This is a genomic window from Candidatus Methylobacter favarea, assembly GCF_902806695.1.
In the GTDB taxonomy this organism is placed as follows: Bacteria; Pseudomonadota; Gammaproteobacteria; order Methylococcales; family Methylomonadaceae; genus Methylobacter_B; species Methylobacter_B favarea.
Genome location: NZ_CADCXN010000047.1, coordinates 102,246 through 127,797 on the forward strand (window position 1 = coordinate 102,246; position 25,552 = coordinate 127,797).

Below are 25,552 nucleotides of genomic sequence, written 5' to 3' on the forward strand. Positions count from 1 at the left end.
AGGTGAGATAAAGTCTATGAATCATCGATTAAATGGATAATTTCTCAACTCTACGGTTACCATATGTCCAGTTAATGATCATCCGCGTACAGGTAATTGCGGTAAACATGGATGACAAAATACCGATAATCAGAGTCACGGCAAAACCTTTGACCGAGCCCGTACCAAAGGCGAACAACACAACAGCTACCACTAGATTAGTGAAGTGAGAGTCGAGAATAGTGGCAAAAGCCTTATCAAAGCCAATGAATATACTCGGTTGTACGGTATTACCCTTTCTGAGCTCTTCTTTAATCCGCTCAAATATCAATACATTGGCATCCACCGACATACCAACTGTCAAGATAATTCCGGCAATTCCGGGCAAAGTCAACGTTGCCTGCAACATCGATAAAATAGCCACGACAATAATCACGTTGAACGCCAGCGCGGCATTGGCAATCATACCAAAAATCTTGTAATAGACAGCCATAAACAGCACCACCAAGGCAAAACCGACAACAAAAGACAGCATGCCTTTATTGATATTATCCTGCCCAAGGCTCGGGCCCACGGTACGTTCTTCAACAATATCAACCGGCGCCGCGAGTGCTCCCGCTCTTAACAGCAGTGATAAATTACGCGCTTCCTGCGGGCTGTCCAGACCGGTAGTTTGAAAACGTTTGCTGAAAGCCCCCTGGATGGTCGCCACACTGATGACTTTTTCTACTTTTTCCTTATGACGGATTTTCTGGCCGTTAACTGTTTTTGTATCGACTTTATATTCAATAAAGACCACCGCCATCGGCTTGCCTATATTGGCCTGGGTCACTTTGCCCATTTTCGCCGCGCCGACGCCGTTCAAAGAGATAAATACGGCGGCACGGCCGTCCTGGTCAATCCCCGAGGAGGCATCGACAATTTGATCGCCGGTCACAATCACACGCCTGTCCAGCAGAATCGGATTGCCGTTTTTTTCATAATACAAGCGGCTGCTCACCGGCACATGTCCGGCAACAGCCTGCTGCACATCATGTTCGACATCAACCAGACGGTATTCCAGAGTCGCGGTAGTGCCGAGAATTTCCTTGGCGCGCGTCGTATCCTGGACGCCAGGCAACTGAACCATGATACGGTTTTCACCCTGCTGCTGTATCACAGGTTCGGCAACGCCGAGTTCGTTAACGCGGTTGCGCAAGGTAGTCATATTTTGCGCCACGGCAAACTTTTTAATCTCCCGTTGTTCTTTTTCAGAGATTTTTAGCGTTATTTCAGTCTGATCTTCCGGCTCGGTTAAATCGAGATCGTGAAAGTCCTTATTCAGAAGAGCTAAGAAAGCAGGCTTATCGTCTGCCGCTTTCAGCTTGACTTTAATAGCGCCGTTATCCTTGGATACCAACAGATAGCGGATTTTTTCCGCCCTTAATGCCTGACGAATATCATCGGTATAACGATCCTCCGCCTGTTTAAGCGCCGCATCCATATCCACTTCCAGCAGAAAATGCACGCCGCCGCGCAAATCCAGGCCCAGATACATCGCCTGAGCGCCCAGAGTCTGCAGCCAGGCCGGTGTCGTAGGCGCCAGATTCAAGGCAACCGTATAATCGCTGCCCAGTTCGTCCCGCAGCAAATCAGCCGCCTTGAGCTGATCATCGGTATTGTTAAAACGGGCCAGAACATGCCCGGCTTTAATTTCGAGAGACTTTATCTCCAGTCCGGCGGTTTTAAGCGCTGACTCGATGCGGTTTGCCTGTTCCTGTGCTATCGGCGCGGCTCGCGTGGATGACACCTGAACAGAAGGATCGTCACCGTATAAATTAGGCAACGCATAAATAATCCCGACAACAAAAACAATCAGGATTAATAGGTTTTTCCAGAGGGGGAAATGGTTTTGCATTATTCTATTCCAACAATTAAACCGGGCCTGGCTTGAACAAGCGTTTACCTGCCAGCTATGCGTATAACTAAAGGCGTATATTAAAATTTCAAACTTTTTTAGTTATGGCCTTGTAAGTGCCTTTCGGCATGAGACTTTCCACGCTATGGCGCTGTACTCGAATAAAGGTATTGTCGCAGATTTCAATTTTGAGAAAGTTATCATCCAGATCGACTATTTTACCCAAAATGCCTCCGGAGGTAACGACTTCAGCGCCTTTAGTCAAGGTCGCCATCATTTGCTTTTTCTCTTTGGCGCGCTTGGATTGCGGCCGCAAAAACAAAAAGTAGAAAAATACCAGAATACCCAGTGGAAACAGCATGCCTTCGATGCCGGGTTGTTGCGCGGCAGGCGCGGCTTCAGCAAGTGCGTCAGAGATAAAAAAACTCATTGTTGTCCTCGGTTGTTCGTAATTAAATAAAAAAGTTGATTATTATGCCACATCCGGGACGGCTTTTCCTCGTTGTTGGTAAAATTGCCTGACGAAACTGTCCAACTCCTGCTTTTCGATCGCCTCACGCAAATCCTGCATGAGGCTTAAATAATAATAAAGGTTATGAATGGTATGGAGCCGCGAGCCCAGCATTTCCTGGCATTTATCCAGATGCCGCAAGTAAGCCCGTGAATAATTTTGACAGGTATAACAGCCGCAGGCTTCATCCAGAGGATTAGTATCAAACTCATAGCGGCTGTTCCTGATTTTCACCACGCCGAAACGGGTAAACAAATGACCGTTGCGGGCATTGCGCGTCGGCATTACGCAATCGAACATATCAATACCGCGCCTGACCCCTTCCACCAAATCCTCAGGCGTGCCTACGCCCATTAAATAGCGCGGCTTATTGACAGGCATTTCAGGATGAATCACATCCAGCGCAGCCATCATCTCATCTTTAGGCTCGCCCACTGACAAACCGCCTATGGCATAACCGTCAAAACCAATATCAACAAGGCCGTCTATAGATTCCTGGCGCAATGCTTCATACATGCCGCCCTGAACAATACCGAATAAAGCCGAGGCGTTATCGTCATGAGCGGCTTTACTTCGCTTTGCCCAGCGCAAGGACAGGCGCATGGAATCCGCCGCTTCCTGAATCGTCGCAGGATACGGCGTGCATTCATCAAAAATCATGACGATATCGGAACCCAGATCGCGCTGCACCCGCATGGATTCTTCAGGCCCCATAAAAATTGAGCTGCCGTTGACAGGCGACTTGAAAACCACGCCCTGTTCGGTGATTTTTCTTAAGGCGCCGAGGCTGAATACCTGAAAGCCGCCGGAATCGGTCAATAGGGGTTTATCCCAGCGCATGAAACCGTGCAAATCGCCGTGAGCTTTTACAACCTCCATGCCGGGCCGAAGCAGTAAATGAAAAGTATTGCCGAGAATAATTTGCGCGCCGATACCTTTTAAATCCCCGGGCGTTAAGGACTTGACTGCGCCGTATGTGCCGACCGGCATAAAAATCGGCGTTTCTACCAGGCCGCGCGCAAAAGCAAGCCGGCCGCGCCGCGCGTGACCGTCCGTATTAATTAACTTGAATTCCATAGTTGCTGAGTCATTTACAAGGCTGGAGATTATCCGGACTTTTTAAATTAAAGTACATGTGAAGCGTTAAAATATTGTTGAATACACACCACCCATTCATGATGCCGGAGCGAAATCTTAACGCCATTTCCCATATCGCATCGTGCTGATAAAAGCTATGATATGCTTGATCTTTAACAAACTATTCCCCAGCGAGGTGATGCATGTCCTCCGTACTAACACAAACTCACTACACCGCCGAAGACTATTTAGCGCTGGAACGCAGCGCATCCTGTAAAAGCGAATTCCACGACGGTGAGATTTATGCAATGACCGGCGCAAGCCGGAAACATAATCTGATAACGGTCAATATTGCCGGAGAATTGCGAAGCCAACTCAAAAAACGTCCCTGCGAAGCCTATATCAACGATATGCGCGTCAAGGCTGCCGAAGCGCGCAGCTACCATTACCCCGACATCGCGGTTGTTTGCGGGTCACCGCAATTTGAAGATGCGCATGTGGATACCTTGCTCAATCCTACCTTGCTGATTGAAGTGCTGTCGCCTTCCACCGAAGCGTATGACCGGGGCAGCAAATTCGCCCATTATCGTAAAATACCTACCTTGCGCGAATATCTGCTGGTTTCGCAAGACCAGCCCAGTATCGAGCGCTATATGCGGCAAGGGGATGTCTGGATATTAACGGAAGCCGTCGGGCTTGAAGCTTCCGTGCCCCTGGAAAGCATAGGCTGCGTTCTCAGCCTCGGCGAGATTTACGACAAGGTTCTGGATGATGAGGAAAAATAATCAGGGAGCATTCTCACACAGACAGATGATCGCAGACACGAAGCCGAGACCGCCTGGTCCTTTTCAATGATAGCTGCAATCCAGCCAGCATCGCAGTCTTTATCAGTCTACACCTGACTATACCTGATCCGCATCAAACCTGTTTATGAGCGCTTCAAGAACGCCCCCACCGATCTGGTCAGTTATATGACGCTTGCCTTACTATTTTTTCTGACTATCCGGAGCCCAGTGCATGCGCTATTCAAATGGATTTTTTATTCGCTTCATACGCCTGGCCGGCCCTTTCTGGAACTCTGACAACAAAGCCGCAATTCGCAGGCAGACGCTGGCTATGATTGTCCTTACAGTCATACAGATAGGTATCGCCGTGGTCATTACCGAATGGAGCGCGGCGCTTTTCAATGCCCTTGAGCAGCATTCGATGCCCAGGTTATTAAAACAGACTGCCCTGCTTATTCTGATTTTTGCGGCCACTATGGCCGCCACTGCTACCCATTTAAAAATCAAGCGCCGTTTGCAGGTGGAATGGCGCGGCTGGCTGACCGATCGCGTTACCAGTCAATGGATGGATAAGGCGCATCATTATCAGGTAACGCATATACAGTCAGCCAATCATGACAATCCTGATGGCCGCATTGCCGAGGATATTCGTATTGCTACCGAGGATGGGATTGCGCTTTGCCACTCGCTGTTTTACAGCGTGCTGGTGCTGATCAGTTTCACAGCCGTGCTCTGGACCCTGTCGGGTAAAATAATTGTTGATTTGGGGCTGATTGAAGTTCCCATCTACGGACATCTCGTCTGGATTGCAGTTATTTACGCGGTTGTAGCGTCTTTTTTGGGTTGGCGTATCGGCAAACCCTTAATTAACGCGACAGATAGCCGGCAAACGGTAGAGGCTAATTTCCGGTTCAATCTCGTGACCGCCCGCGAAAATTCGCTGGCAATAGCATTGATTCATGGCGAGGCGGACGAGCGAAAGCGTTTTTTCAGACTGTTTCAGGATATTATCGGCGCCTTTAACCGGCAAACTCATGCGTTGTCGAATATTATGCTGTTCACCTCCGGCTATTCGGTCTTGTCGATGGCATTTCCTGTGCTGGTCTCTGCGCCCCGCTATATTCTCGGAAGTATTACGCTGGGCGCATTAATGCAATCGGTGCAGTCATTTCAGCAAATGACTTCCGCATTATCGTGGCCGGTCGATAATATGTCCACGGTTGCGCAATGGCGCGCATCGGTCGAGCGCGTACTGAGCCTGATGAAGGCGCTGGACGATCTGGAACTGGAGCTTGCGCGAACCGACCCGCACCGGATCGTGCTCGAAAAAGGCGAGGATTCCGTCTTGCGTTTTCAGGATTTATGCATCTTCAGGCTCGATAGTGTCGTCTGTGTTTCAGAATTAAACGCCGAAATAAAGGCAGGGGAGCGGGTTCTTATTGCCGGCAATGCCTTTACAGGCTCGAAGCTGTTCAAGGCGATAGCAGGCTTATGGCCGTGGGGCTCGGGGCACATTGTTGTGCCTGATGACGAGCCGATGTTTTTTATGCCGCCGAGGCCGTATTTGCCGACCGGCACTTTGCGCGCCGCGATTTGCTATCCGTCGGCCGGCGAACCGGTCAGTCAAACTGCGCTTGTGCAGGCGCTGGAACTTGCCGGTTTGAAGGAATTGGCGGAACAACTTGATCAGGTTGATATCTGGGATAAGTCGCTACCTCGCGAGCAGCAGCAACGCCTGGGGCTGGCAAGGCTGCTGCTGCAGCGGCCGAAGTGGATTTTATTGCAGGAAGCCTTTGATTCGCTTACTCCAGATGGCGAAACCGCGATGTTCCAGGTGATCTGTCAGGAACTGCCCGGGGCGACGCTGCTGACGATAACCAATCAGCCGACCGTGGAGAAGCTTCATCAGCGGCGAATTACCTTATAAAACTTCCGGTTTCGCTACTATTCAATCTGACAGGTAATAAAATGAATACTTATTTTGACAACAAATTCGGCAAAAAACTGCGCGGCGTTAATCTTGGCAGCTGGCTGGTTATTGAAAAATGGATGGTGCCCAGCCTTTTTGACGGTCTGCAAGCAACGGATGAAACTTCGTACTGTGTAGAACTGGGTGCCTGCGCCAAGCATACACTGAAACATCACTGGAACACCTTTATCACCCGCGCTGACTTTGCCTGGATTGCTCAAACCGGCATTAACGCCGTGCGCATTCCGATAGGCCACTGGCTATTCGGGCCGGATTACCCTTACCACAGGGCTTATGGCGAGTATGCGCATCCTTTTGTGACCGGCGGCACAGACATACTGGACCGCGCCTTCGGCTGGGCCGAGGAGTTCGGCCTGCATGTCGTGCTGGATCTGCATGCCGCTCCCGGCTGCCAGAACGGCTTTGACCACGGCGGTATCAAGGATATTTGCGAATGGCACACCAAAGAGGAGTATATTAACTATTCATTGCTCGTGCTGGAACGGCTGGCCGAACGCTACCACACCCGGCCCGCCTTGCATGCTATCGCAGTATTGAACGAACCGCGCTGGGATATTCCTACCGATCTGCTGAAAAAATATTATACCGACGCCTATTATCGAATCCGCAACTATTGCAAGCCTGAAGAGGTTGCTGTGGTTTTCAATGACGGCTTCCGTCCCTACACTGAATACACGGGTTTTTTTACCGAACCGGAATTCAGCAATGTGGTCTTCGATATTCACCGCTATCAATGCTTTGTCCGCGAAGACATAGACCTTGATATTTACGGGCATATCCAAAAGACTGTGGTCGACTGGAAAAACGAAGCAGATGAGATTAATCGCGACCGCGGCTTATGGACGTATGCAGGCGAGTGGAGTCTGGGCATCAATTTAAAAGAGGTATCGCTGTGGGCTGACGGCCCATTCAACCATGCTCTGCAAGGTATGGACGACTTTCAAACGACTGTCGCCTACCGCGCCTATGCCGCCGCCCAGCTTGCGACATTTGAAAAATACCTGGGCTGGTTTTTCTGGAGTTATAAAAGCGAAACAACGCCGGCCTGGTGTTTCCGTGAAGGCGTAAACAGGGGATGGCTGCCTGACCGTTTTTTATGATAGAAAATATTCCTGAATGCAACGTGTCCTGTTGGTTTTTGCGGCTGTTTACCCGATAGTGCAGCGCGGACTCCTTCCTGTTCCGGTTAAACGCAGAGAGCCATGAGTAAAACGGCGACGCAAGTAGGTCCGGCAATTTTAACCGATATTCCGGCGCTCTGCGGATTGCTGGATTGCCTGTTTGCTCAGGAACTGGAGTTTACGCCCGATCACGAAGCGCAGAGCCGGGGCCTTGCCCGCATAATCAACAGCCCGGAAATCGGCCATGTTCTTGTCGCTCGTCAAGGCAGCGAGATCGCCGGCATGGTCTGTCTTCTCTATACCGTATCGACCGCGCTGGGCGCCAGGGTTGCACTGCTTGAGGATATGATCATAGCCCCTGACTATCGCGGTTTGGGAGTGGGCTCGTATTTGCTTGAAAACGCCATCAAGTTTGCCCGCAAAAATAAATGCAGGCGCATCACCTTATTAACCGATTGCGCTAATGAGCCAGCCCAGCGCTTCTATCAACGTCACGGCTTCGCTCTTTCCTCCATGCTGCCTCTGCGCCTGCCTCTGCACGAGTAGCTCGCCGATAACCTGTTCATCTGCATGAGGCCGCGTTATATTCAAAATGGGCGGGAGCAACGCTAGGGCTTCACTTTATCCTGATGGGGCCTTTCGGCTTGATGAAAAGAAGTCAGTAAGGCGGATAATTTTGCAAAATCCAAGGGCTTGAGCAAGTGATGATTGAATTGGGCCGAGTACGAGCGCTCATAGTCTTCAGTCCGCCCGTAGCCGGTTAAGGCAATCAGCATCGCATCGCGGGTCTCAGGCAATAAGCGCAGCCGTTTGGCGACCTCATAGCCATCAATGTCGGGAAGGCCAATATCCAGCAGCACGATCTGCGGGTGAAAAATCTGGGCCAGCTCAAGCGCTTTCATGCCGCAATCGGCAGTTTCGACCTTGTGCCCTTGCTCTTGCAACAGCATCTGCAGACTATCGGCCCCGGCAGGATAGTCATCGACGACCAGAATGCGGATTTTGGATATTGGCAGCGCAGATTTTGCCGGCGTGGATTTGGGAGCAGATAATTTGCCCGATGAGGCTGGCAGCCGCACCGTAAAAGTGCTCCCCAGGCCGGCGCCCGCGCTGGCTGCCGTGACTGTGCCGCCGTGTATTTCGGCCAGTTTGCGGACCAGCGTCAGGCCAAGTCCAAGGCCGCCTTGAGAACGGGCCAGGGAATGGTCGGCCTGGGTAAAAAGATCGAAAACATACGGCAGAAAATCGGGGGAGATGCCGTTGCCGCTGTCCTGCACCTCAATGACGGCCTCAGAGCCTTCGCGCCTTATGTTTAGCATGATATTACCGTTTTTCGGCGTATACTTGGCGGCGTTATTCAGTAGATTAGACAGCACTTGCGTCAATCGGACGAGGTCGCCCTGGATCCACTGCCGCGTCTTGATCGGCGAGACAGTCAAGGTTTGCTCACGCGATTCAATCAGCGGGCGACTGGTCTCCAATGCGTTACTTACAAGGTCGGCAAGTTCGATACGCTCAGGCCTCAGAGTGATTTTTCCGCGCATAATACGGGTTATATCCAGCAAGTCATCGAGCAATCGCGACATATGGGTCACCTGACGATCGATAACATCACGGCTCCATATCAGCTTGGGATCCGACATTTCATGCATTTTCAGGAACTGTACGGCATTGCAGATGGGCGCCAGCGGATTGCGCAGTTCGTGGGCCAGCATCGCCAGGAATTCATTTTTACGGCGGTCCGCCTGACGTAATGCGTCACCGACGCGTTTGCGCTCGGTAATATCGGTTGCCACAACGAGCACTTTGTTACACTTATCGTCGTCAATCAGCGGAATCTTGACCGTGTTGTACCAGTGTGAAGAGCCATCGGCATGCGTGACTTTTACGTCCGGGATGACCTTGGGTTTGCGGGTGTTTATAACCTCGAGGTCGCATCGATGGAAGTAAGCCACTTCATCGGCGTTGGTATTGAAGCTCGCCTCGGTCAGACCGATCAAGCTTTCCGTGGTGGCGCCACAGGATTGGACCAAAGCCTGATTACCTAAAAGGTAGCGCCCTTCCCGGTCCTTGACAAAAATCACACTGGGCACTGCATCGATGACTTGTCTGAAGAAGCTTCGTTCATAGTGCAAGGCTTCCTGACTGTTTTTAATATCGGTAATATCTTCAGTTGTTCCAAATGCGCCGATCACGGCGCCATGCTCGTCAAATTCGAGTTCAGCCAACTCGCGCACCCATTTGATCTTGTGGTTTACTATTATCCGATGTTCAATATCGAAGGGCTTGCCGATAAGAGCGTCTTGCCATGCCTTAGTGACTAACTTCCGGTCTGCCGGGGGGATTCTCTCAAGACATGATTGATAAGTTAAGGGTGTGCTATTGCGGATGCCAAAAATGCGGAAATTTTCGTCAGACCATTCGACTATATTAGTGCAGATGTTCATACGCCAGCTGCCGATATGGGAGACCGCCTGGGCATGGTTCAGATCGATCTGGCTTTTGCGCAGGCCTTCTTCAGCCCGCTTGCGCTCAGAGATTTCATGCTTAAGCTGTTTCTCGTGTTCCATGACTGTTTGCAAAGCCTGTTTCTCCTGCTTATATAAGCGTGAAATGATCAGGCTGCATATGGTACCCACGACAATCAATAGCGAGATGCGCAATATTTCGATGGGTTGAGCGATATAAAATGAATTGTGAGGCTCGAATAAAAAATAAGTGCTTATTGCGGCACTCAACAGGGTAATGAAAAGTCCCGCCCTTAATCCCCCGCACCAGCTGGCGAAAGCGGTCACCATTAAAAAAAGCAGCAATTGAGGGGGACCGCCGAAAATAAACTGGAGATATTTCAAGATAAGCGAGATAGCCGCAGTCCCCAGTATGGAGGCTATATAGATATTGCTGAAAAAATATTTAAAACGAATCATTTTATCTGTAGCAATTTACATTGGCAGGCATCTATTTAATCCCAGGCATAGAGGAGCTCTAAGATAAACTAAAGGAATTTTCAATATAGCTGCTGTCAATAACTTGTTACTGTTCATAATGAAAACATGTACAAGCTAATAAATAGAAAGGATTTATGGTTTTTCGGGTATAAAAACCCCTAGAAAATGTCATGATAACCAGATTCATCCTGATATTCACTATTTTTAAGGGATTTTAAACAGAGAATTTTTAAAACTTATAGTTCAATATAAACAGAGAGATAAATTGGGCAAGCTAAAAAATTCCAATTTTTTACCGCTGTTGTTCAATCGTTCTGTTCCACCGCACCATTAAGTCGGCCGCTATCTGTCTTTCAGCGCGCGGGCTGCTTGCCTGCATTCCTTAAAATACGCTCTTCCGCGCCGAATGCCAAGCTTGGCGGTTTCTATAACACGAGCGGATAAATCCATGCAGCAGGCCTTCACTGTATTTATAATCGCCAGCCTGATTGCGCCGGACGCCGCTTCTGCAGAGCGGCGTTGAGAGCGGGGTATTGATTATTCATGACAGCCACACCGCCTTGCGTTCAAGAGCCAACATGCGTTCAAGCATGGCCTGCTCCATTCAATGCAGGCTGTCGCGGGTCGAGCGCAGATCTTCTTCCTCGCTCATCAATTGCTGCTCCAATAAGGCGCTGATTCGTTCAGGATCGGTATCTACCAGAAAATGCCGGGTACCCAGCGTCGATTCATCATTGTTGAAGTAGACAACCGCACCGGGCAGGGCCAAACAGCGCCAGTCTTCAGTGGCCAGGCGAAAACGCGCCAGCCCGAAAACCAGAGTGGTCATAAACCGGGCATGATTGGGCTGAATGCCGAAACTGCCCGAAGCGTCTTCGCCGATAAAGGTAGTGACGCCCGCTATTCGCTGTTCGTGCGTCGCATCAAACAGGTTCAGTGTGAATTGTTTCATGACAGCGCCTGCACGCTTACCTGCATGTAACATTGCGCTCAGGACAAGTGAGTATGGCGCCCTGAAAAAAGGCCTCGCAATCGGTCAAGGTATGCTTTAAAGACCGCATAACAGCCTTGACAGTCACTCATCAAGATGCGGATGAACCTCGAAAACATAGGTGATATGATCAAAACAGGTGCATAAAGCCTGATGCAGCGCGGGCAGCCAGATACACTCAGTAATTACCACGGGTCCATGGACTTCAACAATGGCGCCTATAAGCTGTTTATCTTCTTGCTGGGCAGGCAAACTATTTAAGGCATGATCCTCTATTTTCAAGGATTATTTTCGCCCGCTAAAAGCCTCATTAAACTGAACTATTTCCCGCTTAGAGCCATTAAGCGAAATGATCTAACAGCGTTTTCAGGGCATTGCTGCTTTCGGTATCAATAGTAATTATATAATCGTGTTCTTCCTCTGACAGAGGCTGCCCTGATTGCTGCTGTCGCCGGATAACTTCACTGGTGGCTTCCGATGCATCGTTTTGTTGTTGCTGACGTTGTTTGATACGCCTCAATAATTCTTCATCGGAGGCTTGAAAATCGATAATAAAAAACGGCGCGCCGCAGTCAGAGGCGAGCTTTCTGAACAGAGCGCGCTGCTCGAGTTTAAGAAAAGCCGCATCGATAATCGCAGTAAAACCTGCCTCAATCACAGCCTTGGCAAGCCCGGCAAGACGCTGGTAAGTTTGCAGCCCGGCCTCTGGCGTATAAAGCCCGCTGTCAATGCCGCTGCCCGTAGCTTCCTGGGCACGATAGCCGAACAGCCGTTTGCGCTCTATATCCGAACGTATTTGCAAGGCGCCGGTTTTTTCAGCAAGCTGACTTGCAAAAGCGGACTTGCCTGAACCTGAATAGCCATGCGTAATAATTAAAACTGCCCGGCTTTCTCTGGTAAAACGCTCAGCCAGATTGGCAAAAAGACTGTATTCATCAAGCGCTTTTTTGCAAACAGCAGCGTTATTGCGGTGCTGGGCCATGTGCAATAATGCAACCTTGCCGCGTACCAGCGCGCGATAAACCAGGTAGTAGCGCAACAGCGCCAGCCCTGCGTAATCACCCGTGTGTTGAAGATAATGATTAAGAAAGCGCCAGGCGTGAGGTTCATGTCCAAAATACAGCAAATCAACAATTACGAAAGCCACTTCGCTGATGACATCGATCCAGCGCAGCAGCGGATTGAATTCAATACAATCAAACGGCGTTATCTGACCGTTTATAACAGTCATGTTGCTCAGATGCAGATCGCCGTGGCATTCGCGCACCTTTCCCTGCTGCTTGCGCTGTTGCATTAGCGCTTTTTTATTTCGCCATTCATCATTGCCCCATAGCCGGATAGCGTCTAATTGCCGTTTGTGACTGCCATGTTCAAGCAGCGGCCCGATAAGGTCAAAATTCTCGTCAAACCAGTGCCGTATATCTTTACTATTTCCGTAAGGGGAATCTGTGGCCGCCTTTTCAATCGTTTCATGAAAATCAGCAATGATAGCGGCCATTTGATCGATTTCATTTTTGCCCAGCGTCCCCCGTTCTGCATACTCGCTCAGCAAGTGTCCTGAGGGGAACTGAACCATCTTGACGGCATATTCAATCGCTTCACCCGCGCCGTCCATTTTGGGATGATCGGGGCTTCCTGTTATCGGCGCCACCTCAAGATACAAATTGGCCGCCAGCCGCCGGTTTAGCCTTAATTCTTCATGACAGAAAAACCGCCGCTTTTCCAGGCTAGAGAAATCCAGAAAACCGAAGTTAACGGGCTTTTTGATTTTGTAGGCATATTCACCGGTCAGCAGCACCCAGGAAATGTGCGTTTCAACCATGCGCACGGACGCGACTTCATGAGCATAAGCGATTGTTTCAGATAATGCTTTAATAAGGGTAATGCCTGAATCCAGGGCTTTATTGCCGGTCGGTGTATTGCTCATGCTGAAATTATAAATGTCTGTCAGTTTTTGCGTAATCTAAGCTATTCGCTTGCTTTTCAGCCCTCTTTTTCCATGGCTAAATGAATACCTCATTGCCGGCTCCTGTAGATAATTTGCCATTGCCCGTTACCGCAGGGTTAAAGTTCACTCCGCATGAGGGCGGATGGCGGCATAGCGGCAGAGAAAGAAAAAGCTGAATCTTGAATTAACGATCGGCAGGACCTTAAAGTTAAGGCCCTTTACAAACAGGATTGTTCAGCGCTGCCAGTATTTGCTACTGATGATTACGCTCATTAATGACATTCATTTAAAGTTCAGACGTTTTAATCAGTCTAAAAATAATAAAAAAGCGGCAGCTAACTATCCGCCGCTTTTTATACTGATTACTAATTGACTGGCAGACAATCGCTACTACTTGCGTAAATTATCGCTGGCTGTTTCTTCTACATCAACTTCAGTTTTTCTCACTGTATCTGTTACGGTTTCCTCGCGCTCGTCTACATCTTTGCCAACCCGAACTTCCTCGACTACACGCGCCTCTTTAGCCACTACCGGAACTTCAGCATGTTCGGTAAGTTCTATTTCACCTTCCTTAAAACTGGACAGATCGGCTTCGGTCGCCGGCCGGTTCACAGCATTTCTTTCCACATGCACATGCTCTTCGCGAAGCCTGAGGCTTTCTGCCACAGGGCGTTCAATTATTCGGCTGCGAAGCCTTGTTCTGCCTGTTTCAACTTCCTTTTTCCCTACATTTAACTGTTCTTCAATAATCGGAATAGTGGCTTCCTCGCGAGCGGGTTCAGCAGCAAGCGTTTCCGATGCGGCGTAACCAGGCGTTTCAGATGCCGCATAGGCGGTTTGGCCGCTTCGCTCGCCCATGTCCACAGCGCCTGCTTGATCCAGAATTTCTCCGGCGCGCCATGCTTCCTCCTCTGATTCCGCATGAACTGTGACGATGGCTCCACTTCGACCCGCTATCTCAGCATATGAATTTGCCTCGTCTGTTTCAAACAGAGAGCCAAAAAAATTGCGAATACTTCCCTGATCCTGATCGGATTTTTGAAACGAAATGTCAACATTCGCCCGTAAAAAACCATTATCCAAAAGTTGTTGTACGGCATCTTTTGCATCTGAAGCGTCATTGAATATACCTATTACTGTTTGTTTCATAATGGTTACCTCATAAATTGAAATTTATTGATTTAAATGATTATCAGCTCTTCATTTTATTCCTTGTCAGGATCTGAAGCCTTGGCGTTGCTGCGTTCGACCGCTACTTCCTCTTTCCTTAACGTCACTTGTCGGGTTTCCTGCTTTTGATTCTGACGTTTAACTATGTGTAATTCTTCAACGAGCATCAGGCGCTTTTCTAATACAGCCACTTCCCTTATTATTGGAATGATCATGGTGTCGCCTTCATATCTAAGGGCTGGAGGCGGTGAATCAACAAATTGATTGACAGCTACCCTTTCCACCTGTATTTCCTCCTCCAGCAGGGGTATGGTTACGGTTTGTTCATGTTCTGTGACCTGTTTTGAAATACGCACCGTGCCCGCTTTACTGACTTTTTTTTCAATATGAAGCTGTTCCTCAATGACGGGAATGACAGCTTCCTGCCTTGCAGCCTGCTCTGCAGGCAAGCTGTCTATTTCTTGCCATGCCTGATCTAGCGCTCGTAGAGAATCATCTTCCGGGTTCATGGTTTTTAATGGAATGTAAAAGTTAATAGTTACAAATACGCTTGGCTTGTTTTCACTTATTGAAGCAAGGCAAGGACTTATGGCTGAAAATTTTTTGAATTATCGTAGGGTTTTCTTGCTTGAGTTTGCTCTTTTACCCAAATTTTTAATGAAATCAAAAAACTTAAGGAGGAATTCCTTATGAGCATAACTCATACGGCATTTCTTATTTGTATCAATGACTTTAGATTACGATAAAAGGGGCAGGAGTTATGTGCGTTAATACACGCAAGGGGAAAAAGAAATTAGTCCAGCATTAATATTTCCTGATACAGTAAACTTTCTTGCCGGATCACTGCATTAAATCTAAACGATATGTATCTGCTTGTATCAAGCCTTACTGGGCGCTCTTGGCGATATGGAGCTCACCCGTTTGCCGTCAGGATAATGATTAGTTGGCGGGGATTTTCAGGGCCGCCCTTGGAAAACTGGTAATTATTCAACGGTGGAGGGCTGTGCATTAGCTTCATTGACAATGAGCACGAGTAAATCCGTTACCCCGGCTTCAGCACTTCTAAAATAACACTATGGACAGCCCGCTATTGATGAGGGTTTAATGATTGAAGAAATGAGCAATCTGGCTCCCGTGCGCTGCCAAATTCAAAATACCCCTCCCATCATTGCCAAATATCCGCGGGCGCTCTGCCGAAAATTATTTTGTCCTTGAAATCCTGAAGTTTCCAGATTATTAGGTTCTGATATCGTTTTGCAGATAAATTACGAAATTCAATAATCTCCGGTCTTTCAGACCCAGCTAGCTCTATAGCTCAACTGTTGATCGGCGATACATTACGCCTTTCATTGCGAATGCGGAATTTTCTATATACCCGTGATAGGATTGGCGCTGGCTCGCTATCCAAGAGTCTGACCAAGCACGGGCGCGATGCCTTGGAGGATAAGCGTTAGTCACAGTGGCTCCTGTAGAAACGTTGCTTGCCTTTAGGCAATTCCTGTACTGGCTCCTGTGAAGGGTCGCCAATAATAAGCCCCCGACATTGCCGGGGGTGATATAACTTAATCGCTTGTACAGAGTGGAGGTTTTCATTCAAAGACCGTATTCCTCTTTAGGCAGAAATGGCTCCTAAAGTAAGGACTCACAATTTTCAGCAAACTGACGTACTGGTTCTGGAAGTCCAGCTTTCAAGGTCTCTGCATCTCCACCCAAATCCAGCCAGCCCGATACCTAATAAGAGCCAGGTGGAAGGCTCCGGGACTGCCGCTGCCTGAGGCTCAGAGTAGAGAAAATCATCCAAGACCACCACGTCAATCCCCGCTCCATCATTCGGACCCAAGCTGCTATTGCCCGTGGTGATCCTCACCCTGGAGATCAGCTCATCGGTGAATTGAATCCCCAGGAAAGACAGTCCATTATCAAAGGTATCAGCAGAAAATGTGCCGAGCGAACTCCCACCCAGATCGAAATACTCGATCGAGGATGTATCAGCCAGATCTACATCGCTGAAAACCGCGCCGAATCCTGACACCGTTGCAGAAGCAGCGCCGTTGGTGCCCGGAATGAAGAAGAGCCCGTCCGTAATATTGCTGCCTACCGGGGCGAACAGTCGCTCAGCGCTAAAGGTGCTGAAGATGGCGCCGTATGTAGGATTATTGAACAGCCCGGCCAGTCCCCCCGTTCCTGTTGGGTCTTGAACCAAATCGGCGGTAGGAGGGGCCTGCGTAAGCCCCGTCCCGGGTGTGGTGAACTGGGCACCGCGGGTGTTCCGGAACACATTGAACGGTGTTACCGGAGCTGTTGTAGTGAAGTTGTTGCCGCCGCCATCCCAGTTGATTTCGCGGCGGCCCGCAGCGAGGGGACCCGTAGCGTTGCCGTTATTAGGATCGCCCAGCGCCGCGCGGAAGTCATCTACGCTACCCTGAATGGCTGCGGCATTGGCCCCGGCGCTTGAAAAGGTGAGCGGAACGGCGCTTGCCGACATCGGTACTATCAGGAATCCCCAAAGAATAATAATAAACCAGCGTGAAAGTAACATATGCATAATCGTCTCCTTTGAATGATGGATTATGAAGAGAAAGCTTAAAGCTTATTGACAGAAAATCTAAAATGCCTAAAGACCTGCTGGGCTATAAGATATAGGCAATAACAATGCCCTATATAAAAACAAGCATAATTTCAATTACTTGGATTTAAAACAGAACGGTCGGCAGACGGGCTTGTAAAAAGTTCTGACAGTAAGACCATTGACAACGATCTAAATGAATTCACGTCGTCCGACGAACTGGCTGAGGTCGCGGGTGCCCAGCACCACGGGATTGCCGCATAAGCAACTAGCCAGCCTAGAGTCTGGAGGCAGGACTTACACTCAAGCATTTTTTCCAGTTAAGCTATATCATCTACGGCTTGGCCGGTGGTTTAACATGGTTAATTAGTGCATGGCATTCCTGGTTCGGGTCACTAAAACTCACATCACTCCAATACTACCGGACCAGCTAAAAATTCATGATGCATAAAAAGTGTCTAAGGTTCAGGCTTAGTACAGACTGCAGAAACAACTTGATCAGTTACCCCACCTAATACTATCGGATATGGGTGTAAGGGGCTTTGGCTACCTTGAGGATCAAAATGTGCCGCTATTTATATTCCAGGAACCGTTACCCGTGTTAGCGCCCGCCCCTCCGGAAAATTAGCTGGTCTTACAATCACCATTCGTTATGTATTTATAAGCGGTTGCTTGATTTAAGAAAGCAATTGTCAATAAAGACCGGCCATTTGTAAAAAATTCTGACAGATTATATGGATTCAATTTGAAATGGTGTCAGTATTTCTTACACAATCATGTATCATGCCATCTTCGTTGATTGATAAATTCCGACTTTCTTCCTTCTCTATGCCCCATGTATCCAACTCTGTATTTCGTTACCACAACACCAGCGCACCAAGCACCAATTCAACGATTATTCCAAAGGCCTGGAGTCGCTGGATCAGGATGATCCGCTTAACCCCTAACCCGGGCGCAGGCCTTGCTATCAAGCATTTTTTCCAGTTAAATTAACATTATGGCAAGACCACTAAGATTAGGCTCAGGCGGTTTATATCTTGTCACTTCCATTGTTTATTAGATAATGAGTGACACAGCTCCACGTACTGCTTAAGTTCAGGGAGCGATCAATCCCTTTTGTAAATAGGTTTCTGCATAATTGAAAACGATATCCGCATCCGGGAGCACCAGCGCTTCGTCCTTGCCCTTATAGTCAAGACGAAACAGCATATCCTTAATTACATTGATCCTGGCGGATTGTTTACAGTCAGATCTGACTACTGTCCACGGCGCCGTCAAATAATGGGTTCTGGCGAACATTACGTTGCGGGCCTGGCTGTATTCGTCCCAGTATTTTTGGGCGGCTTTATCGATGGGGCTTGACTTCCATTGCTTGAGCGGGTCTTGCTGTCTTGCCTTAAGCCGTTTTTTTTGTTCATCGCGGCTGATATCCAGGTAATATTTCAGCAATTTGATACCCGACCGCACCAGCATCTGTTCGTAACCGGGCACGGTTTCAAGGAACTCATGATATTCTTCATGCGTGCAAAAACCCATCACATGCTCTACACCGGCACGGTTATACCAGCTGCGGTTAAATAAAACCAATTCCTGGGCAGCCGGAAGATGGCGGGTGTAGCGTTGAAAATACCATCTGCTTATATCCCGGTCAGAAGGCTTGCCAAGGGCTACAGTGCGCGTTTCCCGCGGGCTAAGATGCTGGATGATGCGCTTGATAGCGCCATCTTTACCCGCGGCGTCCCGGCCTTCGAAGAGGACCAGGATTTTATCGTTATTGTTAATAATATAGTTTTGAAGTTTAACCAGCTCAATTTGTAACTGTCTCAGAGTCTTTTTATAATCCTCTTCGCAGCTTATTTTTTTATCAGGTTTTTTCGTCATGCTTGACTCAGTTGATTGTTGACTCATATAGAATATGATTTTAGGTTACATGAACCGGAGTTTTATTCTTTTTCCATTTCCGCCGTATAACTTCCCAAACAGGCAGCACTGTTAAGCTTGGCGCGCTTGTAAAGCGTATCTTGCGCGGCCGCAATGTTTTCCGGTTTTCCTTGCCAGGCCTGCAATACCGGTTGCTGCAATGCGCGTGCGTAGGAGAAGCTTAATAACCACGGCGCATTGCCGGCCATAGTATTTATATAATTAAGATTCCGGGTGGCTTCCTCCGGTGTTTGTCCGCCGGAAAGAAAATTAATGCCGGGAACGGCAGCCGGTACTGACCGGCGCAGCTGGACAAGCGTCATTTCGGCGATTTCTTCCGGACTGGCTGTGCTCGGGGAGTCTTTGCCCGGCAAGACCATACTGGGTTTGAGCAGCATATATTCCAGTTGTACGCGATGCCGGTGCAGGGCATGAAATACTGAATGCTGAACAGCTTCTGTTACTTCAAAGCAGCAGGCAATCGTGTGGTCGCCATCCAGTAACACTTCCGGTTCAACGATGGGCACCAGTCCCAGTGATTGACAAATGGCGGCATAACGAGCGAGCACCTCGGCGTTGGCGTCCATGCCGAGTTGAGTCGGATTATGCGCGCTTATCGTATAAACATTGCGCCATTTGGCAAAACGCGCGCCCTTTTCCTTATAATCCGACAAGCGGTCAGCCAGACCGTCCAGCCCCTGGGTCACCAAATCACCGCACGCATTGGCCAGCGATACAGTGCCTTTATCGACTTTGATGCCCGGCACTATGCCCTGTTCGACCGCTATTTGAAGTAATGGCTTTCCGTCAGCTGTGCTTTGCCCCAGGGTTTCTTCGAACAGTATAACCCCGCTGATAAATTCGCCTAAACCGGGTGTAGTGAGCAGCAATTGACGATAGGCCAGGCGACTTGTCTCGGTGGATTCGACCTTAATTTCTTTAAAACGTTTGGCAATGGTAGGCTGACTCTCATCGGCCGCGAGCAGGCCTTTACCCTTGACGACCAGATCAGCAATTGTAGATTGTAGTTCGCTTTGTATGCTCATGATTAAACTCCGGTTATAATTTTTATTGCTTTGGGCCAATGGCTAAAAATCAAAATGACCTTATATTTTTACCAGACGGTAAAAAATGTGTTTTGCAAGCTCCGCTGTAGTAAGGTAAAGCATAACAATTAACCCCAGCAGGGCCAGTAAAGAAAGCGGCAATGGCTGAAAGCCTACCAAATGCGCAATAGGGGTGTAAGGTAAAGCCAGGGTAACAACGATGATAAGGAAGGTTGCAGTAAGCAGATATTTGCCCGGCCGGCTTTTAAAAAAAGAGTTCCTGCTGCGCACAATAAAGACGATCAGCGCAGCCGAAACGACTGACTCCAGAAACCAGGCGGTGCGGAATTGTTCTATGGAGACATCCAGCAGCCAGAGCAGGCCGAAAGTCATAAAATCGAACAGGGAACTGACGAAGCCAAACGTGATCATAAATTTACGAATAAACTTGATATCCCAGCGACGCGGTTGCGAGACCATTTCCGCATCGACATTATCCGAGGCTATGGTCATTTCCGGAAAATCCGTGAGTAAATTGGTCAACAGAATCTGCTTGGGTAATAACGGCAGAAAGGGCAGCAATAAGGAGGCGCCCGCCATGCTGAACATATTGCCGAAGTTGGAGCTGGTTGCCATGAACACATATTTCAAGGTGTTGGCGAAAGTGATGCGCCCTTCGCGAACGCCCTGAACCAGTACGCCCAAATCCTTTTCCAGCAGCACAATTTCAGCCGTTTCTTTGGCCACATCCGCTGCGCTTTCGACAGAAATGCCGATATCGGCGGCATGCAGCGCGGATACATCATTAATGCCATCGCCCATATAGCCGACCACAAAACCGGCTTTTTTCAGGGCGATGATAATGCGTTCTTTCTGGTTGGGTTCGACTTCGGCAAATAAATCAACGTCCGCCACTTTATTCATCAAGGCCCTGCCGCTCATTTGCTCAATTTCCGGGCCGGTAAGTATTTCGTGTTCTGCAAGCCCCAGTTGTTTACTGACTGTGGCCGCTACCAGACGATTATCGCCGGTAATGATTTTGAGCGTCACGCCCAGTTCGCGCAATTGCTTGATGGTCTCGGCACAGTCTGCTTTGGGCGGGTCGAAAAATAACAGAAAGCCCAAAAATCGCATTCCGGTCTCGTCCGTCTTATCAATTCGTGCCTGGGCATCCATGAGCTTATAGGCCAGTCCCAGGGTGCGGAATCCCTGACGGCTGAAATCTTTGTAACGCTGCTGGATTTGCTTACTCGCAGATGCTATCGGCAGCAGTGAGCCATCGGCATTTTCCACTTCAGAGCAGGCGGCAAGCACATGGGTCAGCGCGCCTTTGGTGATCAAGATATTTTCGCCCCGTTTTGAAATTAACAGGCTTAGTCGTTTGCGGTAAAAATCATAGGGAATTTCCGCCAGCTTTTTGCAGTCTTTTATATCGAACTGCCGATATTGCCTGATTGCTTCGTCAATGGGATTGCTGAATCCGGTTTCATAAACAGAATTAAGATAGGCATAAAATGACACCCTGTCGCTGGCATTGCCCGACAGATCAAACGCACCGCGCATATGCACAGCGCCTTCCGTCAAGGTGCCGGTTTTATCCGAACACAGCACGTTCATGCTGCCGAAATTCTCGATTGAGGCTAATTGTTTGACGACGACTTTCTGCTCGGCCATACGCTTGGCGCCATGAGCCAGATTAATGCTGATAATTGCGGGTAGTAATTGCGGCGTTAAGCCGACGGCAAGCGCCAGCGCGAACAAAAACGAGTCCAGCACCGCTTTTTCGAGATAGACATTCACGGCAAAAATAAGCATAACCAGTATCAGCGTGATTTCCATGAGCAGGTAGCCAAAGCGTCTGATGCCGCTCTCAAACTCGGTTTCAGGCGCTTTTAACTTGATGCGCAGTGAAAGTTTGCCGAACTCGGTTGTCTGCCCTGTTGCCACCACCAGCGCTGTTGCATCGCCGCTTTGCACATGCGTTCCCATCCATAAGGCGTTAATGCGCTGACTTAACGCGGTATTTGCCGGCAACACGCCAGGCAGTTTTTCGACCGGATAACTCTCACCGGTCAGTATGGCTTCATCAACAAACAGGTTAGCGGATTCCAGAATCAAACAATCTGCCGGAATAATGCCGCCCGCCTTAAGCAATATAATGTCTCCAGGCACTAAACTTTCGGCGGCAACTTCCGTTGCAGTCCCGTCACGACGCACGCTGACTCTGATTTGCACGATCTCGAGCAGTTTTTTTATAGCGCCGGCGGCCCCTTTTTCCTGCCAGAATCCTAACAATCCGCTGATCAGTACAATCGTTAAAATAATCGCAGCATCCAGCCTGTCATGTAAGAAAAATGACAAGCCGGTGGCAAAAAGGAGTATGAGAATAATGGAACTTTTAAACTGGGCAAAAAACAGCCGCAAATTTCCCCTTGGCTTTTTGCTATTAAGCCGGTTGGCGCCATAACGCTTTAGGCGCCGATTTGCTTCTTTACTGGCTAGACCTTGAGGCGTCACGGCTAACAGCTTCAATTGCTGTTCAGCCGGAATACTCCAGAATGTGTTGCATGGCACAGTCTTACCGGATTTTGTAATGTTTGCCATATAAGACTCTGAAGCAGTAGGGTGAATGTATTAGCCGCCTGTCATATTCATATACCGCAGGATAACCGGTTGCTCGTGGATATTGAATTCGTGCTTTTCAGGTTTAATCAGCATGGCCTCGATAATGGCTTGTTTTAATACCGCCATATCGCCGGGATTAGCCCTCATCACTTTCTTTAAATCAACGGAGTGTTCATTGCCCAGGCACAGCAATAACCGTCCTTCCACAGTCAGTCTGACCCGGTTGCAGGTGCTGCAAAAATTCTCGCTGTGGGGAGAAATGAAGCCGACGCGGGTTTGGCTGCCTGAAATCCTGAAATAATTTGAAGGCCCGCCGGTTTTTTCAGCGCTAACAAGCAAAGAAAAATTCCGGGCCAGATCGGCTTTGATCAAATCACTGGAATAATAGGCTTCTGATCTGTCATGCTGATTAACTATGCCCAACGGCATTTCTTCAATAAAGCTGATATCAATACCGTTATTAACAGCGAACTGCACCAGGTCATTAACTTCAAGATGATTTCTATTTTTTAGTATGACTGCATTGATTTTTATACCCTCAAATCCGGCTGACCTGGCGGCCTGAATGCCGTTAAGCACTTTCTGTAAATCCCCGGTTCGGGTTATGGCTTTAAATTTATCAGCATCGAGTGTATCCAGGCTGATATTGATGCGTTTTACACCTGCTTCCTTTAAGGATGCCGCCATTGCTTCAAGCTGAGAACCATTCGTCGTGATCGCCAGTTCATTCAGGCCGTCAATGCTGCCGATCTTTTGCAGCAGCTCTAACGCGCCTTTTCTGACTAAAGGTTCGCCGCCTGTCACCCTGATTTTTTTCACCCCTAATTCAGCAAATGCCTTAGCCAGCGTATAAATTTCCTCCAGCGTCAGAATCTGCGCGCGCGGCAAAAACGTCATGTCTTCCGCCATGCAATAGACGCAGCGGAAATCGCATCGATCCGTAATCGAAATTCTCAAATAATCAACTTTTCTGCCAAAGCGATCGATCAATTGAACAGCAGGTTTGGATGGAGTCATAAGCGTGGAATTAATATAGCAATAGTTATTTTACGGGCTTTTGGCCATAAAGCCTTTCCATTTCACGGAATATCAGACTTTATGGTTTGCATTTGATTCATTTATGAAATTTTTCACTTCCAATTTTAAAACGACTCCTTTCATGGAGGGATAAAGCTTTTTCAAAACCATTGGCTGTTATTTCTAGTTGATTTTGCCTGGCCGCTGGCGATGCGTCTTCGCAATCAAAAGCATCCGCTTTAGCCCTAGAAATGATGCTGCCCATCCTTTCCTAATAATGGGCGCGTATTGAATTATCCTTTGTATCAGTAGGTATATCAGATGAAAAAGTTTCAAACTCATGCTGCGGGTCATTTTTATCAGCCGGTAAAAATGCGGCTTCAGCGCGGCAAGGTTTACATCCCGGTCTTTAACCATACCGCGCCGGTATAGCCAGCGCAGCAAGCCGCTGACATACAGTACAAACACGCTTTGACCGGCAACAAACCAGAGAAAGCGGCCCTTAGCACCTAAAGCCTCGCCGGTATGCAAAGGCCATATCCAGGTGGCAATCGTTTCTCCTGTAGTAAAACCGGCTGGATTGCGCACTTCCTTGATGTGCCCGCTCCAGCGATCCACCCAAACCGTTGTAAAAGGATGCCGCTGATTGATTTCGCCGTCCTGGCGCAAATTGATTCGATAAATGCCGGCGTTACCCGCAGGCGTTGTGACTCGTCTTAGCTGGGCGCGCGGAAACGGGCCGCGGGCGATAAACTCCGCTGATTCCAGGCCGACGGGATGATTGTTGGGAATCGCTGTGCTGGGAATGGTGCGGCCGGTTTCGCCGTGCTCCATACCGGATGAGCCGGTCAGGGATTCCGGGACAGACGGATAGATCAGAAGAAAGCCGGTGAACGCAAGCAATAGTAAGGCAGGTGCGCTAAGCAGGCCGATTAGTCGGTGTAAATCGAAGGCAAACTGGATCATTCCGGCCCGATGCCGTATTTTTAACGCTGATCGCAGTCCTGTTATTCCAGGCCACCATAAATAAAGTCCGGTAGCTACTGAAATCATGAGCAATAACCCCAAAATGCCCACTGCATTCCAGCCAAAGCGAGCCAGTCGAAGCTGCGTGTGCAGGTCAAGCAGCCAGGTCGCGGCCGTTTGTCCCCAGAAACGGCTGGCAACTACCTCTGCGGTATAGGGATTGACAGAGACCATGAGCGGCGCATATAGCTCAAAGACGGTCTCCCGGGGTTTGTCATACCAGACGGTAATCATGCCGTGAGAGGATCCGGGCATTTCCAAGGTCCAGGAGCCGTAGCGGTCCGGATGCGCCTTGTGTACTGATACCATAATCCGATCCAGCGATTGGTAGTTGCCCTGCGGCTCTTCGATAACCAGTTGCGGATTAAACAACTCATCCAGTTCTACGCGGTAAACGCTGATGCTGCCCGTCAGTCCCATCAACGCGAACAAGAAACCCGCGCTCAGCGCCAGGTAAAGATGAATTCTGAGCCAGGCTGCTCGCGCTGGCAAATGTTTGATAGGGAATTGCATGAAATCCGGTTAACATGAAAAGCTGTCATTATCCCATAGGGTCTTTCCCTTGTCTCACCGATCATACGGGCCCAGCCTTTATTGCCCCAGGCCGAAAAGCAGGCGCCCAACTTTTTAGACAGTAATTGCTACAACCTAATAGTTAAAGCAATATGCTACAATACCGGCTTGAAAATCCTCACATAAAACAAAAGCCGCTGTTGTTTTATATTCCATCGCACCCTGCATTACAAGCTGACGAATTTGATAAGTGCAGGTAATTGACTGAAGATTGCTAACCTTTGTTTTATGAATAATAACCGGCGCCAACGCAATGCGAAGGCTTAATAGATGCGTGCATAAACACGCTGTTTAGGAGTCAGACATGATTCGCGGCAGCAACAAGGCACAGGGAATAGTGGGCCTAACTGTTTTAATTTTTG

19 protein-coding genes are annotated in these 25,552 nt (G+C 48.8%); 4 read left to right on the forward strand and 15 right to left on the reverse strand.

Annotated elements, in window-relative coordinates; all coding sequences use genetic code 11:
* Positions 1–28: 28 nt before the first annotated feature.
* The 3 genes from secD to tgt form a co-directional block, all read right to left on the reverse strand.
* A complete protein-coding gene (gene secD / locus HUX64_RS05435) occupies positions 29–1,876 on the reverse strand; it encodes a protein translocase subunit SecD (RefSeq protein ID WP_174625216.1) in 1,848 nt (615 codons plus the stop codon).
* An 88-nt stretch (positions 1,877–1,964) separates the two neighbouring features.
* Positions 1,965–2,306 (reverse strand): preprotein translocase subunit YajC, encoded by a 342-nt coding sequence (yajC, locus tag HUX64_RS05440; protein WP_174625217.1) that lies wholly within the window; start codon positions 2,304–2,306, stop codon positions 1,965–1,967.
* Between the two features lie 42 nt (positions 2,307–2,348).
* Positions 2,349–3,464, reverse strand: coding sequence for a tRNA guanosine(34) transglycosylase Tgt (gene tgt, locus HUX64_RS05445; protein ID WP_174625218.1), 1,116 nt, complete (start codon positions 3,462–3,464; stop codon positions 2,349–2,351).
* 203 nt (positions 3,465–3,667) lie between these two features.
* Here tgt and HUX64_RS05450 point away from each other — a divergent pair, with 203 nt between their 5' ends.
* From HUX64_RS05450 to HUX64_RS05465, 4 genes are all read left to right on the forward strand, one after another.
* Positions 3,668–4,249 (forward strand): Uma2 family endonuclease, encoded by a 582-nt coding sequence (locus HUX64_RS05450; RefSeq protein WP_174625219.1) that lies wholly within the window; start codon positions 3,668–3,670, stop codon positions 4,247–4,249.
* Between the two features lie 232 nt (positions 4,250–4,481).
* Positions 4,482–6,176 carry an ABC transporter ATP-binding protein/permease gene (locus HUX64_RS05455; RefSeq protein ID WP_174625220.1) on the forward strand — a complete coding sequence of 565 codons (1,695 nt, stop codon included), beginning with the start codon at positions 4,482–4,484 and terminating at the stop codon, positions 6,174–6,176.
* Positions 6,177–6,217: 41 nt separating this feature from the next.
* Complete coding sequence (locus HUX64_RS05460) at positions 6,218–7,339, forward strand: glycoside hydrolase family 5 protein (RefSeq protein ID WP_174625221.1); 1,122 nt, start codon at positions 6,218–6,220, stop codon at positions 7,337–7,339.
* Positions 7,340–7,441: 102 nt separating this feature from the next.
* Positions 7,442–7,906 carry a GNAT family N-acetyltransferase gene (locus tag HUX64_RS05465; RefSeq protein ID WP_174625222.1) on the forward strand — a complete coding sequence of 155 codons (465 nt, stop codon included), beginning with the start codon at positions 7,442–7,444 and terminating at the stop codon, positions 7,904–7,906.
* Positions 7,907–7,968: 62 nt separating this feature from the next.
* On the opposite strand, the gene HUX64_RS05470 is transcribed toward HUX64_RS05465, so the two are convergent.
* The 12 genes from HUX64_RS05470 to HUX64_RS05525 form a co-directional block, all read right to left on the reverse strand.
* Positions 7,969–10,287, reverse strand: coding sequence for an ATP-binding protein (locus HUX64_RS05470; RefSeq protein WP_174625223.1), 2,319 nt, complete (start codon positions 10,285–10,287; stop codon positions 7,969–7,971).
* 625 nt (positions 10,288–10,912) lie between these two features.
* Complete coding sequence (locus tag HUX64_RS05475) at positions 10,913–11,260, reverse strand: F0F1 ATP synthase subunit delta/epsilon (protein WP_174625224.1); 348 nt, start codon at positions 11,258–11,260, stop codon at positions 10,913–10,915.
* A 123-nt stretch (positions 11,261–11,383) separates the two neighbouring features.
* The gene (locus HUX64_RS05480) at positions 11,384–11,581 is read right to left on the reverse strand and encodes a hypothetical protein (RefSeq protein WP_174625225.1); all 198 of its coding nucleotides are present in this window, start codon (positions 11,579–11,581) and stop codon (positions 11,384–11,386) included.
* A gap of 58 nt (positions 11,582–11,639) precedes the next feature.
* A complete protein-coding gene (locus tag HUX64_RS05485; protein WP_174625226.1) occupies positions 11,640–13,226 on the reverse strand; it encodes a bifunctional aminoglycoside phosphotransferase/ATP-binding protein in 1,587 nt (528 codons plus the stop codon).
* A gap of 411 nt (positions 13,227–13,637) precedes the next feature.
* On the reverse strand, positions 13,638–14,396 hold the full coding sequence (locus HUX64_RS05490) for a YsnF/AvaK domain-containing protein (RefSeq protein ID WP_174625227.1): 759 nt from the start codon (positions 14,394–14,396) through the stop codon (positions 13,638–13,640).
* A 56-nt stretch (positions 14,397–14,452) separates the two neighbouring features.
* On the reverse strand, positions 14,453–14,926 hold the full coding sequence (locus tag HUX64_RS05495; protein ID WP_174625228.1) for a YsnF/AvaK domain-containing protein: 474 nt from the start codon (positions 14,924–14,926) through the stop codon (positions 14,453–14,455).
* A 1,142-nt stretch (positions 14,927–16,068) separates the two neighbouring features.
* Complete coding sequence (locus HUX64_RS05500; RefSeq protein WP_174625229.1) at positions 16,069–16,962, reverse strand: PEP-CTERM sorting domain-containing protein; 894 nt, start codon at positions 16,960–16,962, stop codon at positions 16,069–16,071.
* 1,116 nt (positions 16,963–18,078) lie between these two features.
* Positions 18,079–18,864 (reverse strand): polyphosphate kinase 2, encoded by a 786-nt coding sequence (gene ppk2 / locus HUX64_RS05505; protein WP_174625230.1) that lies wholly within the window; start codon positions 18,862–18,864, stop codon positions 18,079–18,081.
* A 62-nt stretch (positions 18,865–18,926) separates the two neighbouring features.
* The gene (locus HUX64_RS05510; RefSeq protein ID WP_174625231.1) at positions 18,927–19,949 is read right to left on the reverse strand and encodes a class I fructose-bisphosphate aldolase; all 1,023 of its coding nucleotides are present in this window, start codon (positions 19,947–19,949) and stop codon (positions 18,927–18,929) included.
* 60 nt (positions 19,950–20,009) lie between these two features.
* Positions 20,010–22,553 (reverse strand): magnesium-translocating P-type ATPase, encoded by a 2,544-nt coding sequence (mgtA, locus tag HUX64_RS05515; RefSeq protein ID WP_174625232.1) that lies wholly within the window; start codon positions 22,551–22,553, stop codon positions 20,010–20,012.
* 30 nt (positions 22,554–22,583) lie between these two features.
* Entirely contained in the window at positions 22,584–23,591 is a 1,008-nt protein-coding gene (gene moaA, locus HUX64_RS05520; protein ID WP_174625233.1) for a GTP 3',8-cyclase MoaA, read from the reverse strand.
* Positions 23,592–23,774: 183 nt separating this feature from the next.
* A complete protein-coding gene (locus tag HUX64_RS05525) occupies positions 23,775–25,109 on the reverse strand; it encodes a PepSY-associated TM helix domain-containing protein (RefSeq protein ID WP_246246914.1) in 1,335 nt (444 codons plus the stop codon).
* Positions 25,110–25,552 lie beyond the last annotated feature (443 nt).

Bases quoted from the DNA above. Each gene is read 5' to 3' on its own strand.
- HUX64_RS05475 (WP_174625224.1), bottom strand. From the start codon at position 11,260: ATGAAACAATTCACACTGAACCTGTTTGATGCGACGCACGAACAGCGA.
- ppk2 (WP_174625230.1), bottom strand. From the start codon at position 18,864: ATGACGAAAAAACCTGATAAAAAAATAAGCTGCGAAGAGGATTATAAA.
- HUX64_RS05455 (WP_174625220.1), top strand. From the start codon at position 4,482: ATGCGCTATTCAAATGGATTTTTTATTCGCTTCATACGCCTGGCCGGC.
- HUX64_RS05465 (WP_174625222.1), top strand. From the start codon at position 7,442: ATGAGTAAAACGGCGACGCAAGTAGGTCCGGCAATTTTAACCGATATT.
- moaA (WP_174625233.1), bottom strand. From the start codon at position 23,591: ATGACTCCATCCAAACCTGCTGTTCAATTGATCGATCGCTTTGGCAGA.
- HUX64_RS05460 (WP_174625221.1), top strand. From the start codon at position 6,218: ATGAATACTTATTTTGACAACAAATTCGGCAAAAAACTGCGCGGCGTT.
- tgt (WP_174625218.1), bottom strand. From the start codon at position 3,464: ATGGAATTCAAGTTAATTAATACGGACGGTCACGCGCGGCGCGGCCGG.
- HUX64_RS05470 (WP_174625223.1), bottom strand. From the start codon at position 10,287: ATGATTCGTTTTAAATATTTTTTCAGCAATATCTATATAGCCTCCATA.
- secD (WP_174625216.1), bottom strand. From the start codon at position 1,876: ATGCAAAACCATTTCCCCCTCTGGAAAAACCTATTAATCCTGATTGTT.
- mgtA (WP_174625232.1), bottom strand. From the start codon at position 22,553: ATGGCAAACATTACAAAATCCGGTAAGACTGTGCCATGCAACACATTC.
- HUX64_RS05510 (WP_174625231.1), bottom strand. From the start codon at position 19,949: ATGAGCATACAAAGCGAACTACAATCTACAATTGCTGATCTGGTCGTC.
- yajC (WP_174625217.1), bottom strand. From the start codon at position 2,306: ATGAGTTTTTTTATCTCTGACGCACTTGCTGAAGCCGCGCCTGCCGCG.
- HUX64_RS05485 (WP_174625226.1), bottom strand. From the start codon at position 13,226: ATGAGCAATACACCGACCGGCAATAAAGCCCTGGATTCAGGCATTACC.
- HUX64_RS05500 (WP_174625229.1), bottom strand. From the start codon at position 16,962: ATGCATATGTTACTTTCACGCTGGTTTATTATTATTCTTTGGGGATTC.
- HUX64_RS05495 (WP_174625228.1), bottom strand. From the start codon at position 14,926: ATGAACCCGGAAGATGATTCTCTACGAGCGCTAGATCAGGCATGGCAA.
- HUX64_RS05490 (WP_174625227.1), bottom strand. From the start codon at position 14,396: ATGAAACAAACAGTAATAGGTATATTCAATGACGCTTCAGATGCAAAA.
- HUX64_RS05450 (WP_174625219.1), top strand. From the start codon at position 3,668: ATGTCCTCCGTACTAACACAAACTCACTACACCGCCGAAGACTATTTA.